The 19,349-nt window shown below is 46.4% G+C and carries 16 protein-coding genes; 15 read left to right on the top strand and 1 reads right to left on the bottom strand.

All coding sequences use genetic code 11. The annotated features are described in order from the left end of the window. The first annotated feature begins 22 nt into the window (after window positions 1–22). From B5D63_RS17245 to B5D63_RS17310, 15 genes are all read left to right on the top strand, one after another. Window positions 23–1,048, top strand: coding sequence for a right-handed parallel beta-helix repeat-containing protein (locus B5D63_RS17245; protein WP_078670011.1), 1,026 nt, complete (start codon window positions 23–25; stop codon window positions 1,046–1,048). A 57-nt stretch (window positions 1,049–1,105) separates the two neighbouring features. Then, window positions 1,106–2,212: a glycosyltransferase gene (locus B5D63_RS17250; RefSeq protein ID WP_078670012.1), complete on the top strand. Its 1,107-nt coding sequence runs from the start codon at window positions 1,106–1,108 to the stop codon at window positions 2,210–2,212. 47 nt (window positions 2,213–2,259) lie between these two features. Beyond that, window positions 2,260–3,285 carry a glycosyltransferase family 2 protein gene (locus B5D63_RS17255; protein WP_078670013.1) on the top strand — a complete coding sequence of 342 codons (1,026 nt, stop codon included), beginning with the start codon at window positions 2,260–2,262 and terminating at the stop codon, window positions 3,283–3,285. A gap of 10 nt (window positions 3,286–3,295) precedes the next feature. Beyond that, complete coding sequence (locus tag B5D63_RS17260) at window positions 3,296–3,973, top strand: class I SAM-dependent methyltransferase (RefSeq protein WP_078670014.1); 678 nt, start codon at window positions 3,296–3,298, stop codon at window positions 3,971–3,973. Between the two features lie 26 nt (window positions 3,974–3,999). Further along, window positions 4,000–5,217: a DegT/DnrJ/EryC1/StrS family aminotransferase gene (locus B5D63_RS17265; protein WP_078670015.1), complete on the top strand. Its 1,218-nt coding sequence runs from the start codon at window positions 4,000–4,002 to the stop codon at window positions 5,215–5,217. Between the two features lie 10 nt (window positions 5,218–5,227). Next, window positions 5,228–6,445, top strand: coding sequence for an SDR family NAD(P)-dependent oxidoreductase (locus tag B5D63_RS17270; protein WP_235021561.1), 1,218 nt, complete (start codon window positions 5,228–5,230; stop codon window positions 6,443–6,445). 5 nt (window positions 6,446–6,450) lie between these two features. Next, the gene (locus B5D63_RS17275) at window positions 6,451–7,113 is read left to right on the top strand and encodes a sugar transferase (protein WP_078670016.1); all 663 of its coding nucleotides are present in this window, start codon (window positions 6,451–6,453) and stop codon (window positions 7,111–7,113) included. A 59-nt stretch (window positions 7,114–7,172) separates the two neighbouring features. Next, on the top strand, window positions 7,173–8,285 hold the full coding sequence (gmd, locus tag B5D63_RS17280) for a GDP-mannose 4,6-dehydratase (protein ID WP_078670017.1): 1,113 nt from the start codon (window positions 7,173–7,175) through the stop codon (window positions 8,283–8,285). 8 nt (window positions 8,286–8,293) lie between these two features. After that, the gene (fcl, locus tag B5D63_RS17285; RefSeq protein ID WP_078670018.1) at window positions 8,294–9,232 is read left to right on the top strand and encodes a GDP-L-fucose synthase; all 939 of its coding nucleotides are present in this window, start codon (window positions 8,294–8,296) and stop codon (window positions 9,230–9,232) included. 131 nt (window positions 9,233–9,363) lie between these two features. After that, on the top strand, window positions 9,364–10,974 hold the full coding sequence (locus B5D63_RS17290; protein WP_078670019.1) for a hypothetical protein: 1,611 nt from the start codon (window positions 9,364–9,366) through the stop codon (window positions 10,972–10,974). Window positions 10,975–11,166: 192 nt separating this feature from the next. Then, on the top strand, window positions 11,167–12,918 hold the full coding sequence (locus tag B5D63_RS17295) for a cytochrome-c peroxidase (protein ID WP_159456057.1): 1,752 nt from the start codon (window positions 11,167–11,169) through the stop codon (window positions 12,916–12,918). Between the two features lie 85 nt (window positions 12,919–13,003). Next, complete coding sequence (locus B5D63_RS17300; RefSeq protein WP_078670021.1) at window positions 13,004–14,341, top strand: N,N-dimethylformamidase beta subunit family domain-containing protein; 1,338 nt, start codon at window positions 13,004–13,006, stop codon at window positions 14,339–14,341. Window positions 14,342–14,654: 313 nt separating this feature from the next. Further along, window positions 14,655–16,556 (top strand): ABC-F family ATP-binding cassette domain-containing protein, encoded by a 1,902-nt coding sequence (locus B5D63_RS17305; protein WP_078670354.1) that lies wholly within the window; start codon window positions 14,655–14,657, stop codon window positions 16,554–16,556. Window positions 16,557–16,631: 75 nt separating this feature from the next. Continuing rightward, window positions 16,632–16,775: a hypothetical protein gene (locus tag B5D63_RS34675; RefSeq protein ID WP_200817013.1), complete on the top strand. Its 144-nt coding sequence runs from the start codon at window positions 16,632–16,634 to the stop codon at window positions 16,773–16,775. A gap of 204 nt (window positions 16,776–16,979) precedes the next feature. Then, entirely contained in the window at window positions 16,980–17,663 is a 684-nt protein-coding gene (locus B5D63_RS17310; RefSeq protein ID WP_078670022.1) for a carboxypeptidase-like regulatory domain-containing protein, read from the top strand. Between the two features lie 82 nt (window positions 17,664–17,745). On the opposite strand, the gene B5D63_RS17315 is transcribed toward B5D63_RS17310, so the two are convergent. Continuing rightward, window positions 17,746–19,338 (bottom strand): RagB/SusD family nutrient uptake outer membrane protein, encoded by a 1,593-nt coding sequence (locus B5D63_RS17315; RefSeq protein WP_078670023.1) that lies wholly within the window; start codon window positions 19,336–19,338, stop codon window positions 17,746–17,748. Window positions 19,339–19,349 lie beyond the last annotated feature (11 nt).

Raw genomic sequence — 19,349 nt, forward strand, 5'->3', positions numbered from 1 at the left:
TTAACAATAAAAAAATAGTGTTATGGCATCAAGAATTTATTGCTTTATAGCGGTCGTTCTTTTTTGCTGGCTTGGCGCCAATGCTCAGTCTGCCGCAATAGATAATCTGAAATACCTGCAGAAGTATTATGCACAAGGATTCACCAAGGTCCCGGCCTCATCGGCCCGATACCGCGTTAACACGCGGGATGAACTGGTGAGCGCTCTGAAGAAAGCCGGGAATGGGGATGTTGTGTATGTTAATGATAAGGCTGTCATTGATCTGTCGGGGTTGACCTATCTTAATCTGAACGCAGGAGTAACGCTAGCCAGTGGCAGGAGAACGCGCGGATCGCGGGGAGCGTTACTGTATACGGATAGCCTGAATACTTTTCCCTTATTTTATGTAGCTGGCGATAATGTGAGAATAACCGGCCTGAGAATTCAGGGCCCGGACTCTGCCCGGAACGTAGCGGCAATGAAGAAACTTATATCAAGCAAGCAGTACTATACTGTTGCCCCGGCAAACGGCATACAATGCAAATTCGACCGGCTGACGGTGGATAATTGTGAACTGTATGGCTGGTCACATTCCGCTATTTTTCTTCGTACCGGAGCGTCCAACGCCAGTATCCATAACAATTATATTCACCAGAACCAGCGACAGGGACTGGGATATGGCATCTGCCTTGACCAGGCCAACGCCAATATCTATAATAACGTTTTTGAGTTGAATAACCATTCCGTGGCAGGAACAGGCAAACCCGGCACCTCTTATGCTGCCTACCGGAACATCGTCCTGAAGTCATATGCGGACTCTCCCATATTTGACATGCATGGTGGTAAGGATAGAGGGGACAACACAGATATCGCCGGTGATTCCGTTGTGCTGTATGATAATATAATATACTCAAAAAGTATAATATTTGGTGTCAGGGGTACTCCGAAGTATTATTATTCAATCTATAATAATACCTTCGTAAATGGCACTAATAATGCTCAGAGCCTGGAAACGCTCAAAACACGTTCTTTTATGAAAGTTACCGACAACAAGAATGTCCGGTTCTGACAGACATCAAATTAAAAAATAACTTATAACATAAAAATACAGATTGCTTAGTTATATATGGAAGTTGTGTGTCATATGACCAGCGCCCACACAAGGTACGATATACGTATTTTCATTAAAGAATGTATCAGCCTGACAAAATGGTACAAGGTATATCAGATCGTAGCGGACGGCAAGGAAGATGAAGTTAAAGACGGAGTTCATATTCTCAATGTTGGAAAGTCGGGCAGCAGACTAACCCGTATGTTCTTCACCCCCTTTCGTATCCTTAGGAAGGCGTTGCGGGTAAAGGCGGATGTGTATCATTTTCATGACCCTGAACTGATGCCGATCGGGTTTATACTCCGGATGATGGGGAAGCGTGTGGTCTATGATATTCATGAGGATTTTCCCAAGGACTTGTTGGAAAAGCCATACCTCAACAGCAGGTTTTTAAAGAAGTTGCTTTCCCGGACAGTTAAATTTATAGAGAAGCTGGGCGATAGATATTTTTCAGGGATTGTAACGGTAACTCCAGACATCAGTGCACGTTTCAATAACCCATGGAAGGTAATACTCAAAAACTATCCTATTCTCGAACAGATAACAAAGGCGGTGCCGATGGCAGATAAACCAAAAAACGGAAAGGTGAGGCTGATTTATGCCGGCGGACTGACGAAGATAAGAGGTATTAAAGAACTGGTTGACTCTCTGCAGTTCAATAATAATGTGGAACTATGGTTGCTGGGTGTTTGGGAAAGTGAGTCCTTTATGAAGGAATGCATGGCTTCTCCAGGTTGGAGCATGGTGGATTATATGGGTAACAAACGGATTGCGGAAGTATATGGCTTAATGAAATCCGCTGATATTGGTATGACGACCCTGCATCCGACACAGGGCTATATCAAGAGCATTCCCATTAAATCATATGAATATATTGCCTGTGGCCTCCCGGTAATCATGTCTGATTTCGCGTTTTGGAGAGAAATTTACAGAGACGCCGCCATTTATGTGGATCCATTGAACCCACAGGATATTGCTGCAGCTGTCAGAAAATTGGAGGACGAACAATACAGGGAATACCTGATTAAAACAGGTGGCAGTATAATGAATTATGATATGTTTTGGGAAGCAGAAGAGGTCAAATTACATGCATTGTACAACGATCTGATAGTAAATAAATAGTAAATTTGAAATAACTGTCCATTATTGGCAGCTAAATGTAAACCTTTATGTACGGATCTAGCATTGCAATTGTTATCGCTGCCAAGAATGAGGAAAAATATATAGAAAAGTGCATCACTTCCATTACCGAACAAAATTATCCGCAGGAATTAGTAAAAATAATAGTTTGTGATGGAAAAAGTACAGACCGGACTCCCGACATCGTAAAGGCGATATCAGGCGTGTCGCCCAACGTTGAATTGCTGATAAATGAAAGGGAAGCGGCTCCGTTTGCTTTTAATCTTGGTATCAGGCACAGCAATACTAATTACCTCATGATATTGGGAGCCCATGCAGAACTAAAGCCCAACTATCTTACAGACGCTATCAGTTTCCTGGAGGCTCATCCGGAAATTTCCTGTTTAGGTGGAATTCTTGACAACGTATATGAAAACGAGGCATCGAAGGCAATTGGTACGGCGATGTCACTGCCATTCGGTGTAGGAAATGCTCACTTTCGTACCGGCGCACAGGAAGGGTTTGTTGACACGGTGGCATTTGGCATCTACAAGCGCGAAATTTTTGAAGCGATAGGCGTTTTTGACGAGGAATTGATCCGAAACCAGGATGATGAGTTTAATTACAGGCTCACTAAATGGGGCGGCAAAATATACCTGCTGCCAGCTTTACAATCCCGGTATTTCGTGCGTGCGTCCTTCAAAAAACTCTTCCGTCAGTATTATCAATATGGCTACTGGAAAGTATTTGTAAATAAGAAACATAAAATAGTAACATCCGTCAGACAGCTATTCCCGCCGATGTTTGTATTATTTCTTGTTTCTCTGCCCGTTATGTTATTGTTAGGCACCTGGTTCCTGTACTTCTATTTGGCAATTTTATGTCTATATTTGTTAATTGCCTCCTGGTTTGCTGCCAAGTCAGCCAATTCCTTCAAAAATTTCAGTAATATTTTTCTGTCCTTTTTATGCTTGCATGTAGGATATGGAGCTGGTTATCTTGTTGGATTGTATGATGTCCTCTTGCTCGGTAAGTCCCCGGTACAGAATGCAAAAATGAAAACCTTAACGCGATAAACCATATGATATGCATCGAAACCTGAATCATTATTTCGAATGGGATGTGGACAGCTGGAGCAGAGCAATGAAACTTTGGGAAAGAGGACTGAATCTTGCCGGAGATCCTAAAAATGCTCTGGAGATAGGTGGGAGAAGGGGCGGACTTTCTTTTTTTCTTGCCAAGGAACATGAAATGGACGTGGTCTGTTCTGACCTTAATAATCCCTGTAATTATGCACGTCCGCTGCATGAAACGTTTCAGGTAGCAGATAAAATATCTTATGCAGCGGTTGACTGCACGAAAATTCCGTATGATGACGATACTTTCGATGTTGTAGTGTTTAAGTCGGTGATAGGAGCTTTGGGTGATTTAGAAAAGCAAAAACTTGCCATTAACGAAATGTACAGAGTCCTTAAAACCGGCGGAGTATTGTTGTTTGCTGAAAACCTGCAGGCAACCAAAATTCATATGCTGCTTAGAAAAAAGCTGGTAAGGTGGAGTAGTTACTGGCGCTACCTGCACATAAAAGACACCTCCTCCTTTTTAAGCCCGTTTCGTGTGAAAGAACATCGGTCCACCGGATTCATAGCCATCTTTTTACCTGACGGCATACTGCGGAAAGTGGCGGCTTTTACAGATAAAATACTTTGCCCGATACTGCCATCCAGTTTTCACTATATCGTTTATGGCTACGGTATAAAATAAATAAGAATTCTAAAATAATTTGATAGATGAATATTCCATATTCCCTTCCGCTGATTGATCAGGATGTAATTCAGGAAGTCAATGATACACTTATTAATACAGGGTGGTTGACCTCTGGTCCTAAAGTAAAGCAACTGGAAGAGGAACTCAAAAAGCTTACAGGAGCTCCCGCCTGTATCTGTGTGAACTCCTGGGTTTCAGGCGCCATGTTGATACTCAGGTGGTTTGGCGTAGGCCCTGGCGACGAAGTAATTATTCCCTCCTATACTTATTCTGCAACGGCGCTGGCCATCATGAACATCGGCGCTACGCCGGTGATGGTCGACGTGAAAGAAGACTTTACGATTGATGAGCATAAAATTGCCGCTACGGTAACGCCTTCCACAAAAGCGATCATTCCTGTTGATCTCGGAGGGTGGCCGTGTAACTATGATGAAATATTTGCTGTTGTAAACAGCGAGGCGGTGAAGGCCAGGTTTCAGGCTAAAACCGAACGCCAGCAGAAAATGGGGCGGTTACTGGTACTGGCTGATGCCGCACATAGTATCGGTGCCGTATACAAAGGCCGCCCGGCCGCACTGGCAGCTGATGTGGCTATATTTTCCTTCCACTCGGTTAAGAACATCACCACTGGTGAAGGCGGTGGCATTTGCCTCAACTTTCCTGCACTCTTTAACAATGCAGAAGAATACCAGTTCCTGAAATATTTCGCACTAAATGGACAAACAAAAAGCGCCTTTGAAAAAAATCAGATCGGCGGATGGAGATATGATATTGTTGACCAGGGTATGAAGGTAAACATGCCTGATATCTGCGCGGCCATCGGCTTGTCGCAAATACGCCGCTACCAGGGCGCCCTGTTGCCTGAGCGCAGATTGATCTATGATCAATACAACCGTAAATTTTCAGACCATGGCTGGGCATTGCTGCCACCCTATGACAACAACGAAAAGACATCTTCCTACCACCTGTATCTTCTCCGTATAAAGGATATTACTGAAGAACAACGGGACCAGATCATCCAGTACGTTTCTGAAAGAGGGGTGGGGGTGAATGTACACTACATTCCGATGCCTATGCTCACCTTATTCAGGCAGCGCGGGTACAAGATCAGCGATTATCCTGTTACCTACAGGATGTATGCCAACGAAATTTCGCTTCCGCTGTATAATGGCATGACTGAAGAACAGGTGTCCTTTGTTGTTGAGACCATTGCAGCGGCATATAAAAACATCATTAAGTAAAATAAATCTTGTGGATAGGATAATTAATTTATCAGCTTTTATTGGCAGAATTTTACACCGTAATTCCAGTATTCTGACGGATGATATTATTCAGAATAAGCAAAAACTTGCAAAGGAAATAGACGGTAAAAATATCATGGTGATCGGTGGTGCAGGTACCATTGGGGGGTCGTTTATTAAAGCGCTTCTCAGGAATGGCACTCCTGCGCAACTAGTGGTGGTAGATATCAACGAAAACGGCCTTACTGAAATTATCCGTGATATCAGAAGCAGCAGCGATCTTAATATTCCTCCAAACATCCTTACCTACCCTGTAAACTTCTCCGATCCTGTGTTTGAGAAGATACTGCGACGATATGGACGTTTTGATGTGGTGGCTAACTTTGCCGCCCACAAACATGTAAGAAGTGAGAAAGATGAGCTGTCTATTGAAGCCATGGTCCACAATAACGTGCTGAAAGCGCGCGACCTGCTGGACAAACTGCTGAAAGAACCTCCCGCACACTTTTTCTGCGTTTCCACTGATAAAGCTGCCAATCCGGTAAACATTATGGGGGCCAGTAAAAAGCTGATGGAAGATGTGATCATGGCCTATTCGGAGAAAATAAAAATTACCACGGCGAGATTTGCCAATGTGGCCTTCTCTAACGGAAGCCTTCCGTTTGGATTCATGGAGAGACTGCAAAAACGCCAGCCATTTTCTGCACCCAAAGACGTTCGCAGATTTTTTGTTTCCCCGGAGGAGTCCGGCGAAATCTGCATGATAGCGTGTCTGCTGGGCGCATCGGGTGATATTTTCTTCCCTAAGCTGGACGAGGTAAATGACATGTATACATTTACCTATGTGGCAGATGAGTTACTGAAGGAGCTTGGACTGAAGCCTGTTTATTGCCAGTCGGAAGAGGAAGCAAGGCAGATGGCCAGTAAATTAAATGCCAACTCATCGGAATATCCTGTTTATTACTTTGCTTCAGATACTTCAGGAGAAAAGCCTTATGAGGAATTCTACACAAGCAGCGAAGTGATTAACCTGGATGCTTTCGGGAAACTGGGAATTATCAAAGAAACGCCCCGTAAATCATTGGCGGAACTGGATGGCGTTATTCAGCGCCTGGAAGCGGTTTTTCAGACGCAAACCACGAAAGCTGAAATTGTCCATGTACTGAAAGATTACCTTCCCGACTTCCAGCATATTGAAACCGGAAAATCTTTGGACCAGAAAATGTAGTTATTATGTATCGAATCGTTAAGAGAATAATTGATTTTTTGGCTGCTCTGACGCTGTTAATCCTGCTGGCGCCCATATTGTTGCCAATTGTAATTATCCTCTGCTTTACCGGGGAACGGGAGGTGTTTTACTTTCAAAAAAGGATTGGATATAAACAATCAACTTTTGATATCTGGAAGTTTGCTACCATGCTGAAGAACAGCCCTAATATGGGTACGGGCTCCCTGACGCTGAGAAATGACCCCAGGGTAACCAGGATAGGCAAGTTCCTCCGGATCACCAAACTGAATGAGTTACCGCAGATTGTTAATGTGCTGATTGGTAACATGTCACTTGTAGGGCCGCGTCCGCAAATGAAGGTCGATTTTGATGTTTATCCGGAACATGTCAGGGAAAAAATTTATGATGTACCACCTGGTATTACTGGTATCGGGTCTGTTATTTTCAGGGATGAGGAGAAACTTCTCTCTGAAACAACATTGCCTCCCAAGGAATACTATGCAAAGGTGATCGCACCCTACAAAGGAGAACTGGAACTCTGGTATCAACGCAATTTTTCGTTCGGAACTGATATTAAGATCATATATCTGACGGTTTTGGTGATTTTCTCCCCGGAGACCGATATGCCCTATAGAATTTTTAAGGATTTACCCAAGAGGAATTTTTAAAACCGAAAAATTCCTTCATTAAAGGGAATAGTTAATTTTGCCTGCAAATATCTAATTATATGAAGAAAGCCATTATTACCGGTATAACGGGGCAGGACGGCGCCTATCTGGCACAGCTCCTGCTTGACAAAGGCTACGAGGTTCATGGTATTAAAAGAAGAAGTTCCCTGTTTAATACAGGCCGTATTGATAATTTGTACCAGGACCCGCACGAAAAAAATGTGAGGTTCAAATTACATTACGGAGACTTAACAGACTCAACAAATCTTATAAGGATAATCCAGGAAGTTCAGCCTGACGAAATTTATAACCTGGGGGCCATGAGCCACGTACAGGTAAGTTTTGAAACACCTGAATATACAGCCAATGCAGATGGCATAGGCATGTTGCGCATACTCGAAGCTCTCCGTTTGTTGGGATTGGTGCAGAAGACAAAAGTTTATCAGGCCTCTACTTCTGAGTTGTACGGGATGGTGCAGGAAGTGCCGCAATCTGAGAAAACACCGTTTTACCCAAGGTCCCCCTATGCCGTAGCTAAAATGTACGCATACTGGATCGCGGTGAATTACCGGGAAGCCTACAATATGTTTGCCTGCAATGGCATTCTTTTTAACCATGAAAGTCCTTTACGCGGGGAAACCTTCGTTACCCGGAAAGTAACAAGGGCAGTGGCAAAAATGCACCTGGGCATGCAGGATAAACTTTACATGGGAAACCTCGACGCGAAAAGGGACTGGGGGCATGCAAAAGATTATGTGAAGGCCATGTGGCTGATGCTCCAGCAGGAGAAGCCGGAAGATTACGTTATAGCGACCGGCGTTACCACTTCTATCCGTGATTTCATTATTATGGCTTTTAAAGAAGTAGGCGTTGAACTGGAATTCAAAGGGTCGGGCGTGGATGAAAAAGGATATGTAAAAAGCGTGACTGCTGATAATGCCGCGTTGAAGCCGGGCCAGGAAGTTATCGCGGTGGACCCGCGTTATTTCAGACCTACAGAAGTAGACCTGTTGATTGGAGATGCTACGAAAGCCTGGACCAACCTTGGCTGGAAGCCTGAGCACACGTTGGCTGATTTGGTGAAGGAAATGGTTGCTGCCGATCTGGACCTGTTCAGAAGGGAAAAACTGCTGAAAGATGCAGGCTATACCATCTTAAGCCAATTTGAATAAAAATAGTCATGAAAACTACCGATAAAATATATGTTGCCGGCCACAATGGAATGGTTGGTTCTGCAATAGTCCGCCGCCTCAGGGAGGCCGGATTTGCCAATATCGTTACCAGGAGCAGCGCCGAATTAAACCTGACTAGGCAGGCGGAGGTGGAGCAGTTCTTTAGTGAAGAAAAGCCCGACTATGTGTTCCTGGCAGCCGCGAAGGTCGGTGGCATATTGGCGAATAATACTTTCCGGGGACAGTTTATTTACGAAAACCTGATGATACAGAACAACGTGATCCATCAGGCGCACGTCAGTAATGTAAAAAAGCTGATGTTTCTGGGCTCTTCCTGCATTTATCCTAAAATGGCCCCTCAACCGCTTAAAGAGGAGTATTTACTCACCGGATTGCTGGAACCTACGAATGAACCCTACGCAATAGCTAAGATAGCAGGGATAAAGCTCTGCGATTCTTACCGTTCACAATATGGGTCTAATTTTATCTCGGTGATGCCGACGAATTTATATGGCCCCAACGACAATTACAATATTCAAAACTCCCATGTGCTTCCGGCGCTTATACATAAAATTCATCTTGCCAAAACCCAGCAAGATCCCGCGGTTGTTGTTTGGGGAACAGGCACACCGAAGCGGGAGTTCTTATATGTAGATGATATGGCAGATGCCTGCGTTTTCCTCATGCAGGGCTACGATGAGCCAGGGCTTATCAATATTGGCACCGGAGAAGATATCAGCATTGCCGAGCTGGCTATGCTGGTCCGTGAAATCATCGGATATGAAGGCCGCGTTGAATGGGATACTTCAAAGCCTGATGGTACTCCCCGGAAACTGATGGATGTTTCAAAACTGAATAGCCTTGGGTGGAAAGCCAAAATAGGTCTGAAAGAGGGTATTCAGAAAGCCTACCGGGATTTTCTTCAGGGTAAACATATCAGGGCCTGATATTTGACCGTTATACGGTCAATACTTCTGTCCGGACCTTTATAAGAAATTTGTTGGAGGCCGGATAGGTGAAATGATCCGTCTTGCCAGGAATAGTAGATCCTTATTTGTTTAACGCTAAAAAATAATAATTGAAACAGTTACTTTATCGGCTGCCGAAACCTTTTCAATTGACGTTGCTGGCTGTGCTGCTTGCTGTTGGTGCTCATGCACAGGAAAAACTACCTGTCATTGCACCCTATAATTATTTGAATCTCCGGGAAGCATATATGGACAGTCTGAACGTCCATACTGCTGTTCGCCCATTGCTCCACGAAGATACCAGCGCAATGTACACACGGCCAGATACCACCAAACGTAGTTGGATTTATAGGAAACTGTTCCGTGAACATCTGTTCGAATTCAGAACGCAGGATTATAATGTTTTTGTTGATTTCCTGCCTGACTTCCAGGTAGGAAAGTCCAGGATAGGCAGCAAAACTACCTGGTTGAATACACGCGGAGCATCCGTGAAAGGTAACATCGGAAAGAATTTTTATTTCGAAACCACTTTTTTTGAGAACCAGGGTGTCTTTCCGTATTATCTTGATAGCTTTATGCGTAAGATGTCGGTCGTGCCGGGCCAGGGTTCGTATAAGCTTTACCAGGACGGGAAAGGGTTTGACTATAGCAATGTATCCGCATTGCTGGCCTATACGCCCAACAAGTACCTGAGTATGGCAGCGGGCTACGGGCAGAATTTTATTGGAGATGGTCACCGTTCCCTGCTTCTCTCCGACAACCAGTATAGTTACCCTTATCTGAAGCTGACCGGCACATTGGGCAAATTTCAGTATACCGCTATCTGGGCACAGTTTATGGACCGCTATGCGCTTGACTTCGGCCAGGCTTACCACGATATCGGGTATCCCAAAAAATGGGGAGTCTTTCATTACCTGGATTGGAATGTCAGCAAAAAACTCAGTATCGGGGTTTTTGATGCGGTTATCTGGCCTGATGCAGATTCATCAGGAAGAAAAAGGGGATTTGACTGGAGCTATATGAACCCGATCATCTTCCTCCGTCCTGCGGAATTTTCAGAAGGTTCTTCCGATAATGCTGTGCTGGGCGCCAACGCGAAATTTAAACTTGCCACAAAGACCACCATGTATGGTCAATTAGTGCTGGATGAGTTTAAATTAAAAGAAATGGTGAGTGGTAAAGGTTGGTGGGCTAATAAATGGGGAGTGCAGCTGGGCATCAAAAGCTATGACGTTTTCCGCGTCAAAGGCCTGGATGTACAAGGTGAGTTCAACACCGTGCGTCCCTACACGTACAGCTACAGGAACACTGCCACGAACTACGCACATTATAATCAATCATTGGCTCACCCGCTGGGCGCCAATTTCAGGGAATTGCTCGGTATTGCTTCCTACAGGTTAAAACGGTGGTATGTCAGGGGAGAACTGATGTGGTCACAGTATGGAATAGACCCGGACAGCAAAACCAATTATGGCCAGAACATTTATAAGCCCTACCTGACCTATGTGAATGTATATGGTAACCATATTGCTCAGGGCATTAAAACTGATCTGTTGTATGGCCAGGGGGTGGTGGCATACGTATTGAATCCAAAGAATAATCTGAGAGTTGAAATGTCTGTTACGGGCAGAAGTGAAAAGAATAACGTGTTCATGAGCAGGGACCTGATCTTTAATATTGGTCTCCGCAGCTCCTTCAGGCAATTTGCCTATGATTTTTAATATCCGGAGAGCACCTCCACAGGTTTTTCAGGAAACTCACTAATTGTTTTATTTCACATATATAGAAAAGAAGCTACCTTCAGCTTCTTTTCTTTTTTTATGATAAAGGCCAAAACTACTTCCATCCTTGCTTTTTTTATCGGGGTTGCCGTTCTTATTAGTTACTGGTCATGCGGCAAAAGGGCCGCGGTTGTGCATAATACTGAAGTGATGCGGCAATACATGCACATGCTGGACAGTACTGCTATGTATGCCACTAAGCTGGAAAACAGTATGAAGAATGGCGCCGGTCCTGGTCAGTTGCAGGACGACTTTAAAAAAGCCCGGCTTTATTATAAGCAAATTGAGTACCTGGTGGAGTATGTGTCCCCGGATATTGCAAAGCTGCTCAATGGGCCAGCCACTGCAGAAATCGAGACGGAAGATAAAATAACAGTGGTCCAGCCAAGAGGGTTTCAGGTGATCGAATCCATCATTTTCGATCATGATGCCCCAGCCGATAAAGACAGCCTGCTACAAATTATCAGTGACGTTCGTCAGTCTTTACAGATACATAAAGCCCGCATGGCTGAATTGGCCGTCTCGGATACATTAATCCTCAAATCCGTCCGCCTGGAATTGTTTCGTTTGAGTGCCCTGGGCATATCAGCATACGATGCAGAGCTGTCCGGTAACTCGGCCGCGGAGTGCAGGTCTGTTCTGAAAAGCGTGCTGAATGTCGCTAATGAGTATTCCGGCAGCCATGGAGGCAGAAAGGAACCGGGATGGGAGAAAATGCTCCATGCATTGCAGGGAGGTATCGCATACCTGGATGGAATTAAGTCAGATTCACTGTTCAACCGCGCCTTCTTTTTAACGGAATATGTTATCCCTGTTTCGGAGCAATGGTACGATACTGCGCTTCGGGGAACTGGTCTGGACGATGGCCCTTCTGCAATAAGCCCCACAGCAAGAACGCTTTTTGATAAGGACGCTATTGATATACGGGCTTTCATTGCCGACAGGAGGGAATGGCCGGACAGCAATAAAATACTTCTCGGCAAGCGCCTTTTTTATGACCCTGTTCTTTCTGGTAACAAGACAAGATCATGTGCCAGCTGTCACAATCCTCAAATGGCATTTACGGATGGTGTAGACAAAAGCACCGCCATTGATGGCAAGCGTAAGGTGAGCAGGAACGCACCAACGTTGCTGAATGCAGGTTATCAGCCGGCGTTGTTTTATGACGCAAGGGTAACCTATATGGAGGACCAGATTACGGAAGTGTTGCAGAACCCGGACGAGATGCACAGCTCTTCCGGTCAGGCCCTTACCCGGTTAAGTGCAGATGAAAAATACCGGGAGATGTTTGGCCGGGCATACCCGGAAGACGACAATCCCATAACCACTTTCCATCTGCAAAACGTCATCGCCAGCTATGTCAGAAGCTTAAACACCATGAATTCGCCGGTGGATGACTATTTGCGGGGGAACCGGAAAAAACTGAACAGCGACGAAATTAATGGCCTGAATTTATACCTAGGCAAGGCCCGGTGTGCCAGCTGCCACTTTTTGCCATTATTCAATGGTGCCCTGCCTCCGGACTTTACCTCAGCAGAGGCCGAGGTTATCGGCGTTACCGTAACACCGGGCAGCAACCTGATTGATCCTGATAAGGGCATGTATAACAGGTTACCAGTGCCGGAAGCCCTCTATTCATTCAAGGTGCCCACTTTACGCAATATCGGCCTGACTGCTCCCTATATGCATAATGGTAAGTTCAGGACACTTGAAGAGGTAATCGACTTTTACGATGCTGGCGGAGGATGGGGCCGCGGCGTGAAGCTGCCTAATCAGACTTTACCTGCGAAGCGCCTGAATTTGTCGGCCGGGGAAAAGACGCAATTAATAGCTTTTCTTCAAAGGTTAACCGATACTACCATCCGGAATAATTTAATGTACTAATAGAGGGGGCCCCCGTTTTCATCGTCATTAAACGGAATGGTTTTATTCACGACGCGAAACCATTCATCGGGGTAATTCCTTATTTATGAAACATTGTTATCTTATCGGATTGTTTATTGCAGTTAACCTGCTTAGTTCCTGTACCAAGGTTGGCTTGGAAGATGCGGAGGAGTCTCAGAAGCCTCCGGGAAATACCATAGAGTTAGATAGTAGATCTTTGCTGAACGGATATCCGGACAAACAGTCTTATTTTCCTGGTGACAGTGCGAAGATATACATGTCTACTGCTAATGTATATAAAAATAAACTATTATATGTGTACGACCTTGCAGGCAACGTGGTACATAAGATTAATGTCAGTGTCACCAAGCCACAGGACCCCAGGGGCGACTCGCCGTCCGAAATGGGGTTCGGCTATACCGAACCGGTAGCGTTCAAAGTGCCTGACATCAAGAGCGGCGTATATCTCCTTGCGAAAAAAATACCTATAGTTATCAAGACGACCGGCCATCCGGATATAACTATTGTATATCCGTCCAATACAGAAAACGCCTATTGCACCTCAGGGAGAAGGAGCCTTTATACAGTGCCCGCCGCCAAGAAGGTTTCCTTTCTGCGCCCCATACCCTACACGTTTTACGGAGCTGGATTTTTTGCCTGGATTGAAAAGCAGCCTTATTCTTATGGTGTAATTGCGGATGTGGACATGGAAGACTATAACAATTTTAAGGGCAAGCTGGTCGTTTTCCCAGGGCATAATGAATACTGGACCAGGAAAGCAAGACGTAATTTCGACCGGTTTGTGGATAACGGAAACCATGCCTTGATCTTGTCTGGCAACACTATGTGGTGGCAAACTTCGTATAATGCGGGTCTTAATCAGATGGGCTGCTACAAGTATTCCGGTGAGCCGATACATACGCCGGATTCACTCAAAACAATCAACTGGCCTGAAAAGTCGTTGAAGTATCAGCCCATTCATAGCATCGGTTGCGATTTCAACAGAGGCGGATATGGCAATAACGGTCAGGGGAAAGGTTGGCATGGCTTTAAGGTAATGACGCCCGGTTCCCCACTGTTTAAGGGACTGTCGCTTGCAAAAGGAGATATTATACCCTGCCGCTCTGTGGAATACGACGGAGCGCCGCTTCTGGGTTTTGCGGCCGATGGGGATCCTATCATAGACGCTGCAATGCTACAGTTTCACAAAGTAGAACTCACGGCGTTCGACCATGGCTTCAGGGTAAAAGGAACGGTTGCCACTTCAATGGTTTTTAAAAAAACGGTTCATTCCGGAACAGTGATCAACTTCCCATCTACCAACTGGTGTACTGCCGAAAGCTTCAGGCAGGGGCCTATCCCCAGAATTACTAAAAATGCTATAGATGGCTTATTGACGAACCAGGATATGTTTAGCAAGTAGGTACCGTAGGTCCTTAAACAGGCGCCAGCCGAAAAAGATCAGACATATCAGCAGAAATGTGTAGTCATCCGGACGTTTAAAAACACGCAAGCCCTTCCGCGTTACGCGCAAGGGCTTTTTATTTTACGCAAAGAGGGGCAAGGATAATGGACAAAGGCCGAAATAAAACGAACAACAAAAAACGTTCTCATTAGGTGTAGGATCATCCGTCCGGCCATCCATTCCTATACTGAATATACGAAAAAAATCATAATATCAAATACATAATTCGGGATTTGGGGGAGTTTTCCTGAATATGTATAACTTCGCGGTTATGCATTACGTTACAGTAGAAGGGCTCACTAAATCATACGGCGTTAAGCCATTATTCCGGAATATCTCTTTTCACATCGAAGAAGGCGATAAAATAGCGCTGGTGGCGCTGAATGGAACAGGTAAATCCACCCTGCTCAAGATCATCCTGGGCAAAGAAGCCCCTGATGATGGAAAAGTATGGATACACAAGGATGTGACCGTTGTAATGCTGGAGCAACAGTCCGATTTTAATCTCAACAAATCCGTGATCGAGAATATCTTCGATCATGATAACCCCACACTAAACGCTATCAAGGAATACGAACTCCTGACAGAAGAAGGCCACGAACCGGATGTGGAAAAGCTCACCGCAGCTTTTGCCCGCATGGATGAGCTCAATGCCTGGCATTTTGACGCCAAAGTGAAACAGATCCTGGGGAAACTCAATATACACCATCTCGATCAGCCCGTAGGCTCCCTTTCCGGTGGCCAGCAAAAACGCGTAGCCCTGGCTAAAGTACTGATAGACATCGGGTTTGAGCACAAACACGTGCTGCTTATCATGGATGAGCCCACCAACCATCTGGACGTAGGCATGATCGAATGGCTGGAAAACTATCTCGACCAGGAACGGGTGACCCTCCTCCTGGTAACGCACGACCGATACTTCCTCGACAGCGTCTGCAACGAGATCATGGAACTGGACCAGGAGCAGCTCTTCGTTTACAAGGGAGACTACGAAAATTACCTGGAACGCAAAGCTACCCGGGAAGAAATGGACCGGTCCAGCGTAGAAAAAGCCCGCAACACCTACCGCAAAGAGCTGGAGTGGATGCGCAAGCAGCCCAAAGCCCGTACTACCAAATCCAAGGCCCGCCAGGACGCTTTCTATGAGGTGAAGGAAAAAGCATCCACCAGGATGGCCGATCAGCAACTGGAGCTGAATGTGAAAATGACCCGCCTTGGCGGAAAGATACTGGAACTTAAAAAGGTCTATAAAGCTTATGGCGACCATGTGATCCTCAAAGGATTTGATTATACCTTCAAAAAAGGAGAGCGTGTAGGCGTTGTCGGTAAAAACGGCGTCGGTAAATCCACCTTCCTCAATATGCTGCTGGGCTCCGAACAACCGGATTCCGGTAAAATCAACGTGGGAGAGACCATCGTGTTCGGCAACTATTCCCAAACCGGCCTGGTGGTGAAAGAAGACATGCGCGTGATCGAGTTTGTGAAAAACATCGCAGAAAACTTCCCGCTGGCGGATGGCACCAAAGTGAGCGCCGCCCAGTTTCTTGAATTGTTCCTCTTCCCGGCGGAAAAACAGTATACCTACATCTCTAAACTCTCCGGCGGAGAAAAAAGAAGATTACACCTGCTGTCTATCCTCTTCCGTAATCCCAACTTCCTGGTACTCGATGAACCTACCAACGATCTGGACCTGCCCACGCTCAGTATCCTGGAGAACTTCCTCATGGAATACCAGGGCTGCGTGATCATTGTGAGCCACGACCGTTATTTCATGGACAAACTGGTAGACCACCTCTTTGTATTTGAAGGTGACGGCGTGGTGCGTGACTATCCCGGTAATTACACCCAGTACCGCGAATGGCAGAAAGAGGAGGACAAACGTAAAGCAGAAGAGAAGAAAGAAACAAAAGCGGAAGCTGTGCAGGCAACTGCTGCTGCCCCTGCAGACAACGGCCAGCGCAAAATGACCTACAAGGAAAAGCGGGAATTTGAATCACTGGAAAAAGAAATGGAGTCGCTGGAAGAAGAGAAGAAAGCCATCGAAGCTAAACTGGCCGGCGGAACACTGCCCTATGAGGAAATGGAGCCACTCACCCACCGGATAGGGGAAATCATACAGCTGCTGGATGAAAAGGGCATGCGCTGGCTGGAATTAAGTGAACTGAATGGATAACACAATGGTTATATACCAGGGAGTCCGGAGATGCATCTCCGGACTTTTTTATTTTTGACTCAAAAAACAAGGGTGATGGAATACAGACAACTAGGACAATCAGATTTAAAAGCCTCCGTGATCACGTTTGGCGCCTGGGCCGCCGGCGGCTGGATGTGGGGCGGCACGGAGCGGAAAGGTGCTGTTAGGGCCATCAGGGCATCACGATTGCGCTGGTAGGCGCCCGTAACGCCGAACAGGCGGTACAAAATGCCAGGGCGGCCAACATTCAGCTCTCACCGGAGGAAATCCGTTTCATCTCGGCAGAACTGGATAAGCTGGTGCTGGAAAAATAACGGGCATAAAGTAACGGCCGGCGCGGGATCTCCTGCGCCGGCCGTGCTGTTTCAGTCAAAAGCTGTAATTTACGGTAACTGATACCTTATGCGAAAAACATCCCTGACCGTTTCCATACCAAGTCCCTGCCAGCAATCCTGGGAAAATATGACACCGGCAGCCGGCGGCCGCTTCTGTGGCAGCTGCCAGAAGACGGTTGTCGATTTCTCCGGCCTTACGGACAGCCAGATACATGAATTGCTTTCCGATACCTCTCAGCGGTATTGCGGCCGTTTCAGGAAATCACAGCTGGACCGGCAGATACAACCGGAGCAGCAGGCGGCTTCGTTGTTGCCCGCTGCTGTACTGGGTGCGCTGCTGGCAGCCGGTTTACCGGCGACTGCAGCTGCGGCGGGTGACCACGCCGCGCAAATGGCGGATACGGCAACAACACGCACTATTACCGGAAAAGTAACCGTGGAAAATGGTCAGCTCATGCCGGGAGTGAGCCTGGTAGTTAAAGGCACGAACAAAGGAGCGGTAACAGATGTCAACGGTTATTACCGGTTAACCATTCCTGTTTTGCCGGCGGACCAGAAAGTGACGGTGGTAGTTGACTGTATTGGATTTAAGCGAACAGAGATGGCAATAGCAGCAGAACAGACGGTAGACGTAGTGTTGAAGGACGCGGATGCGCAGCTGAGTGGTGAAGTTGTTGTTGTCGGTGGCGTGCGTAGAAACAATACCTGGCAACGTTTCAAATACAAATGGAGAAAGTTCTGGCATCGCTGATGGCAACAGCTTATAACTGATTGTATAAAAAAACGGGGACGGCTATACGCCGCCCCCGTTTGTATTAAAAGAGAAAAGAGGATTAATTGGATTTTACCGGTGCAGAAGTGTTGCTGGGAGTATTAAAGTCCAGTTCATTTTGCGGAACGTCCCAATAATCGAGGTAGTTGTACTCGATAGTAGCATCGGCATCGAGGGTATTGTCTGGTTTTATTACCCAGGCATGCTGGCGTCCGCCGCCTTGTGCGGCAGGAGCGGTAACGTTCCATCTCCGGGCGTCGTAGAAGGCCACATTTTTCAGGAAGAGGCCAATCCTTCTTTCGCGGCGCAGCTCTTCGAGGGCGTTTGCCTGGGAAAGGCCGGTACCGGATACATGTGCCAGGCCTGACTGCTGATAGTCACGTACGGCGTCAACATATTTCAGCCCTTCGTCGATATTACCGAGGCGGATATTTGCTTCCGCAATCATCAGGGCATTTTCTTCGTAAGTGCAGGCAACCGGTAATTCAGCAAGGCCGGTAATAGTAGATGCCCAGTCGCCGCCGTCGGCAACATCATAGAGATACCACCTGGTAGCATATTGAACGCCCCTGTTTCTTTCATTGCCGTATGCAGCATAAGGACCGTCGATGTTACGGGTATAACGTTCATCACCGGCTTTGAAGTCCTGGATGAGGCGTTCGCTGATATTTTCCCAACCGATCTGTAAGCGGTAGGGAGACCAGGCGGTGATGGAAACGAGGTCGTTTACATCGGCGCTGCGCATCGTAAAGATTTTATCGTCTTTGGTAATGCCGGCAGTAGCGAGGTTTAACACGTTGGTCCAGTCGGCATTGGTCATTTGCGCCACCTTTTTGTTTACCAGGAGGTTTCTGGCTTTATAGGTGCTGATATGTCTCTTCCATGCTTCGGGGCTGATAACGCCGCCTTTACCGCTGGTGGTGAAATCGGGGACGAGGCGTTTAAACAGCACGTTATAGGCGCTGATGTTGGATACTTTGTTCAGTTCAGCCACGCAGGCGTCGAAGTTGTCGTTGCCCAGTTTTACGATCGCGTCGTGTGTAACGAAATCGCTGTTCATCAGGGTACCGTCTACGAACTTATCGGCTTGTACGCCGGCGATGTAGATGGAACCGAGGCGGGAGTAGGCATACCCCTTCCACCAGTAAGCAAATGCACGGATAAGGGCTTTTTTGGTAGCAACTTCTTCGGCGCCGCCGCTCATGACCAGGTCATTTTGTGCACTTACGTCGAGCACCTGGTTGGCCTGGTTATTTACGAAATAAAGGGCGGCCCATTCGTTATAGAAGGCGTTGTCATTGCCGAAAGAACGGTCATTGCGGTTTTTGAGCTCCTGCCCTTGGGAACCGCCCTGGGGTGGAGTCAGCACGGTGCCGTTGGACAAAGTAACTTTGGATACCTGGTTTACCCATCTCCAGGAGAAGTTACCTGCGCTGATGGTATAGCTGTCGCCCATAGCGTCATGGTTGGCGAGGGCTATCCACCAGAATTCAAGGCCAAATTTGTTGTAGATACCAAGGGTACCCCTGATCAATCCTTCTTCTGTTTTCAACACCGCCGGGGTGGGTTCATTTGGGTTCAACAGATCCAGGCTGCTCTTGCTGCAACTAAAAAAAAGGGATGCTGATAATATGGTGATGAATATTTTCTTCATGATCTTGATTT

Source organism: Chitinophaga eiseniae, assembly GCF_900167135.1.
Taxonomy (GTDB): Bacteria; Bacteroidota; Bacteroidia; order Chitinophagales; family Chitinophagaceae; genus Chitinophaga; species Chitinophaga eiseniae.

Coding starts and splice junctions, on each gene's coding strand:
- B5D63_RS17315 (WP_078670023.1), bottom strand. CDS start 19,338: ATGAAGAAAATATTCATCACCATATTATCAGCATCCCTTTTTTTTAGT.
- B5D63_RS17265 (WP_078670015.1), top strand. CDS start 4,000: ATGAATATTCCATATTCCCTTCCGCTGATTGATCAGGATGTAATTCAG.
- B5D63_RS17250 (WP_078670012.1), top strand. CDS start 1,106: ATGGAAGTTGTGTGTCATATGACCAGCGCCCACACAAGGTACGATATA.
- gmd (WP_078670017.1), top strand. CDS start 7,173: ATGAAGAAAGCCATTATTACCGGTATAACGGGGCAGGACGGCGCCTAT.
- B5D63_RS17305 (WP_078670354.1), top strand. CDS start 14,655: ATGCATTACGTTACAGTAGAAGGGCTCACTAAATCATACGGCGTTAAG.
- B5D63_RS17255 (WP_078670013.1), top strand. CDS start 2,260: ATGTACGGATCTAGCATTGCAATTGTTATCGCTGCCAAGAATGAGGAA.
- fcl (WP_078670018.1), top strand. CDS start 8,294: ATGAAAACTACCGATAAAATATATGTTGCCGGCCACAATGGAATGGTT.
- B5D63_RS17275 (WP_078670016.1), top strand. CDS start 6,451: ATGTATCGAATCGTTAAGAGAATAATTGATTTTTTGGCTGCTCTGACG.
- B5D63_RS17245 (WP_078670011.1), top strand. CDS start 23: ATGGCATCAAGAATTTATTGCTTTATAGCGGTCGTTCTTTTTTGCTGG.
- B5D63_RS34675 (WP_200817013.1), top strand. CDS start 16,632: ATGGAATACAGACAACTAGGACAATCAGATTTAAAAGCCTCCGTGATC.
- B5D63_RS17260 (WP_078670014.1), top strand. CDS start 3,296: ATGCATCGAAACCTGAATCATTATTTCGAATGGGATGTGGACAGCTGG.
- B5D63_RS17310 (WP_078670022.1), top strand. CDS start 16,980: ATGCGAAAAACATCCCTGACCGTTTCCATACCAAGTCCCTGCCAGCAA.
- B5D63_RS17300 (WP_078670021.1), top strand. CDS start 13,004: ATGAAACATTGTTATCTTATCGGATTGTTTATTGCAGTTAACCTGCTT.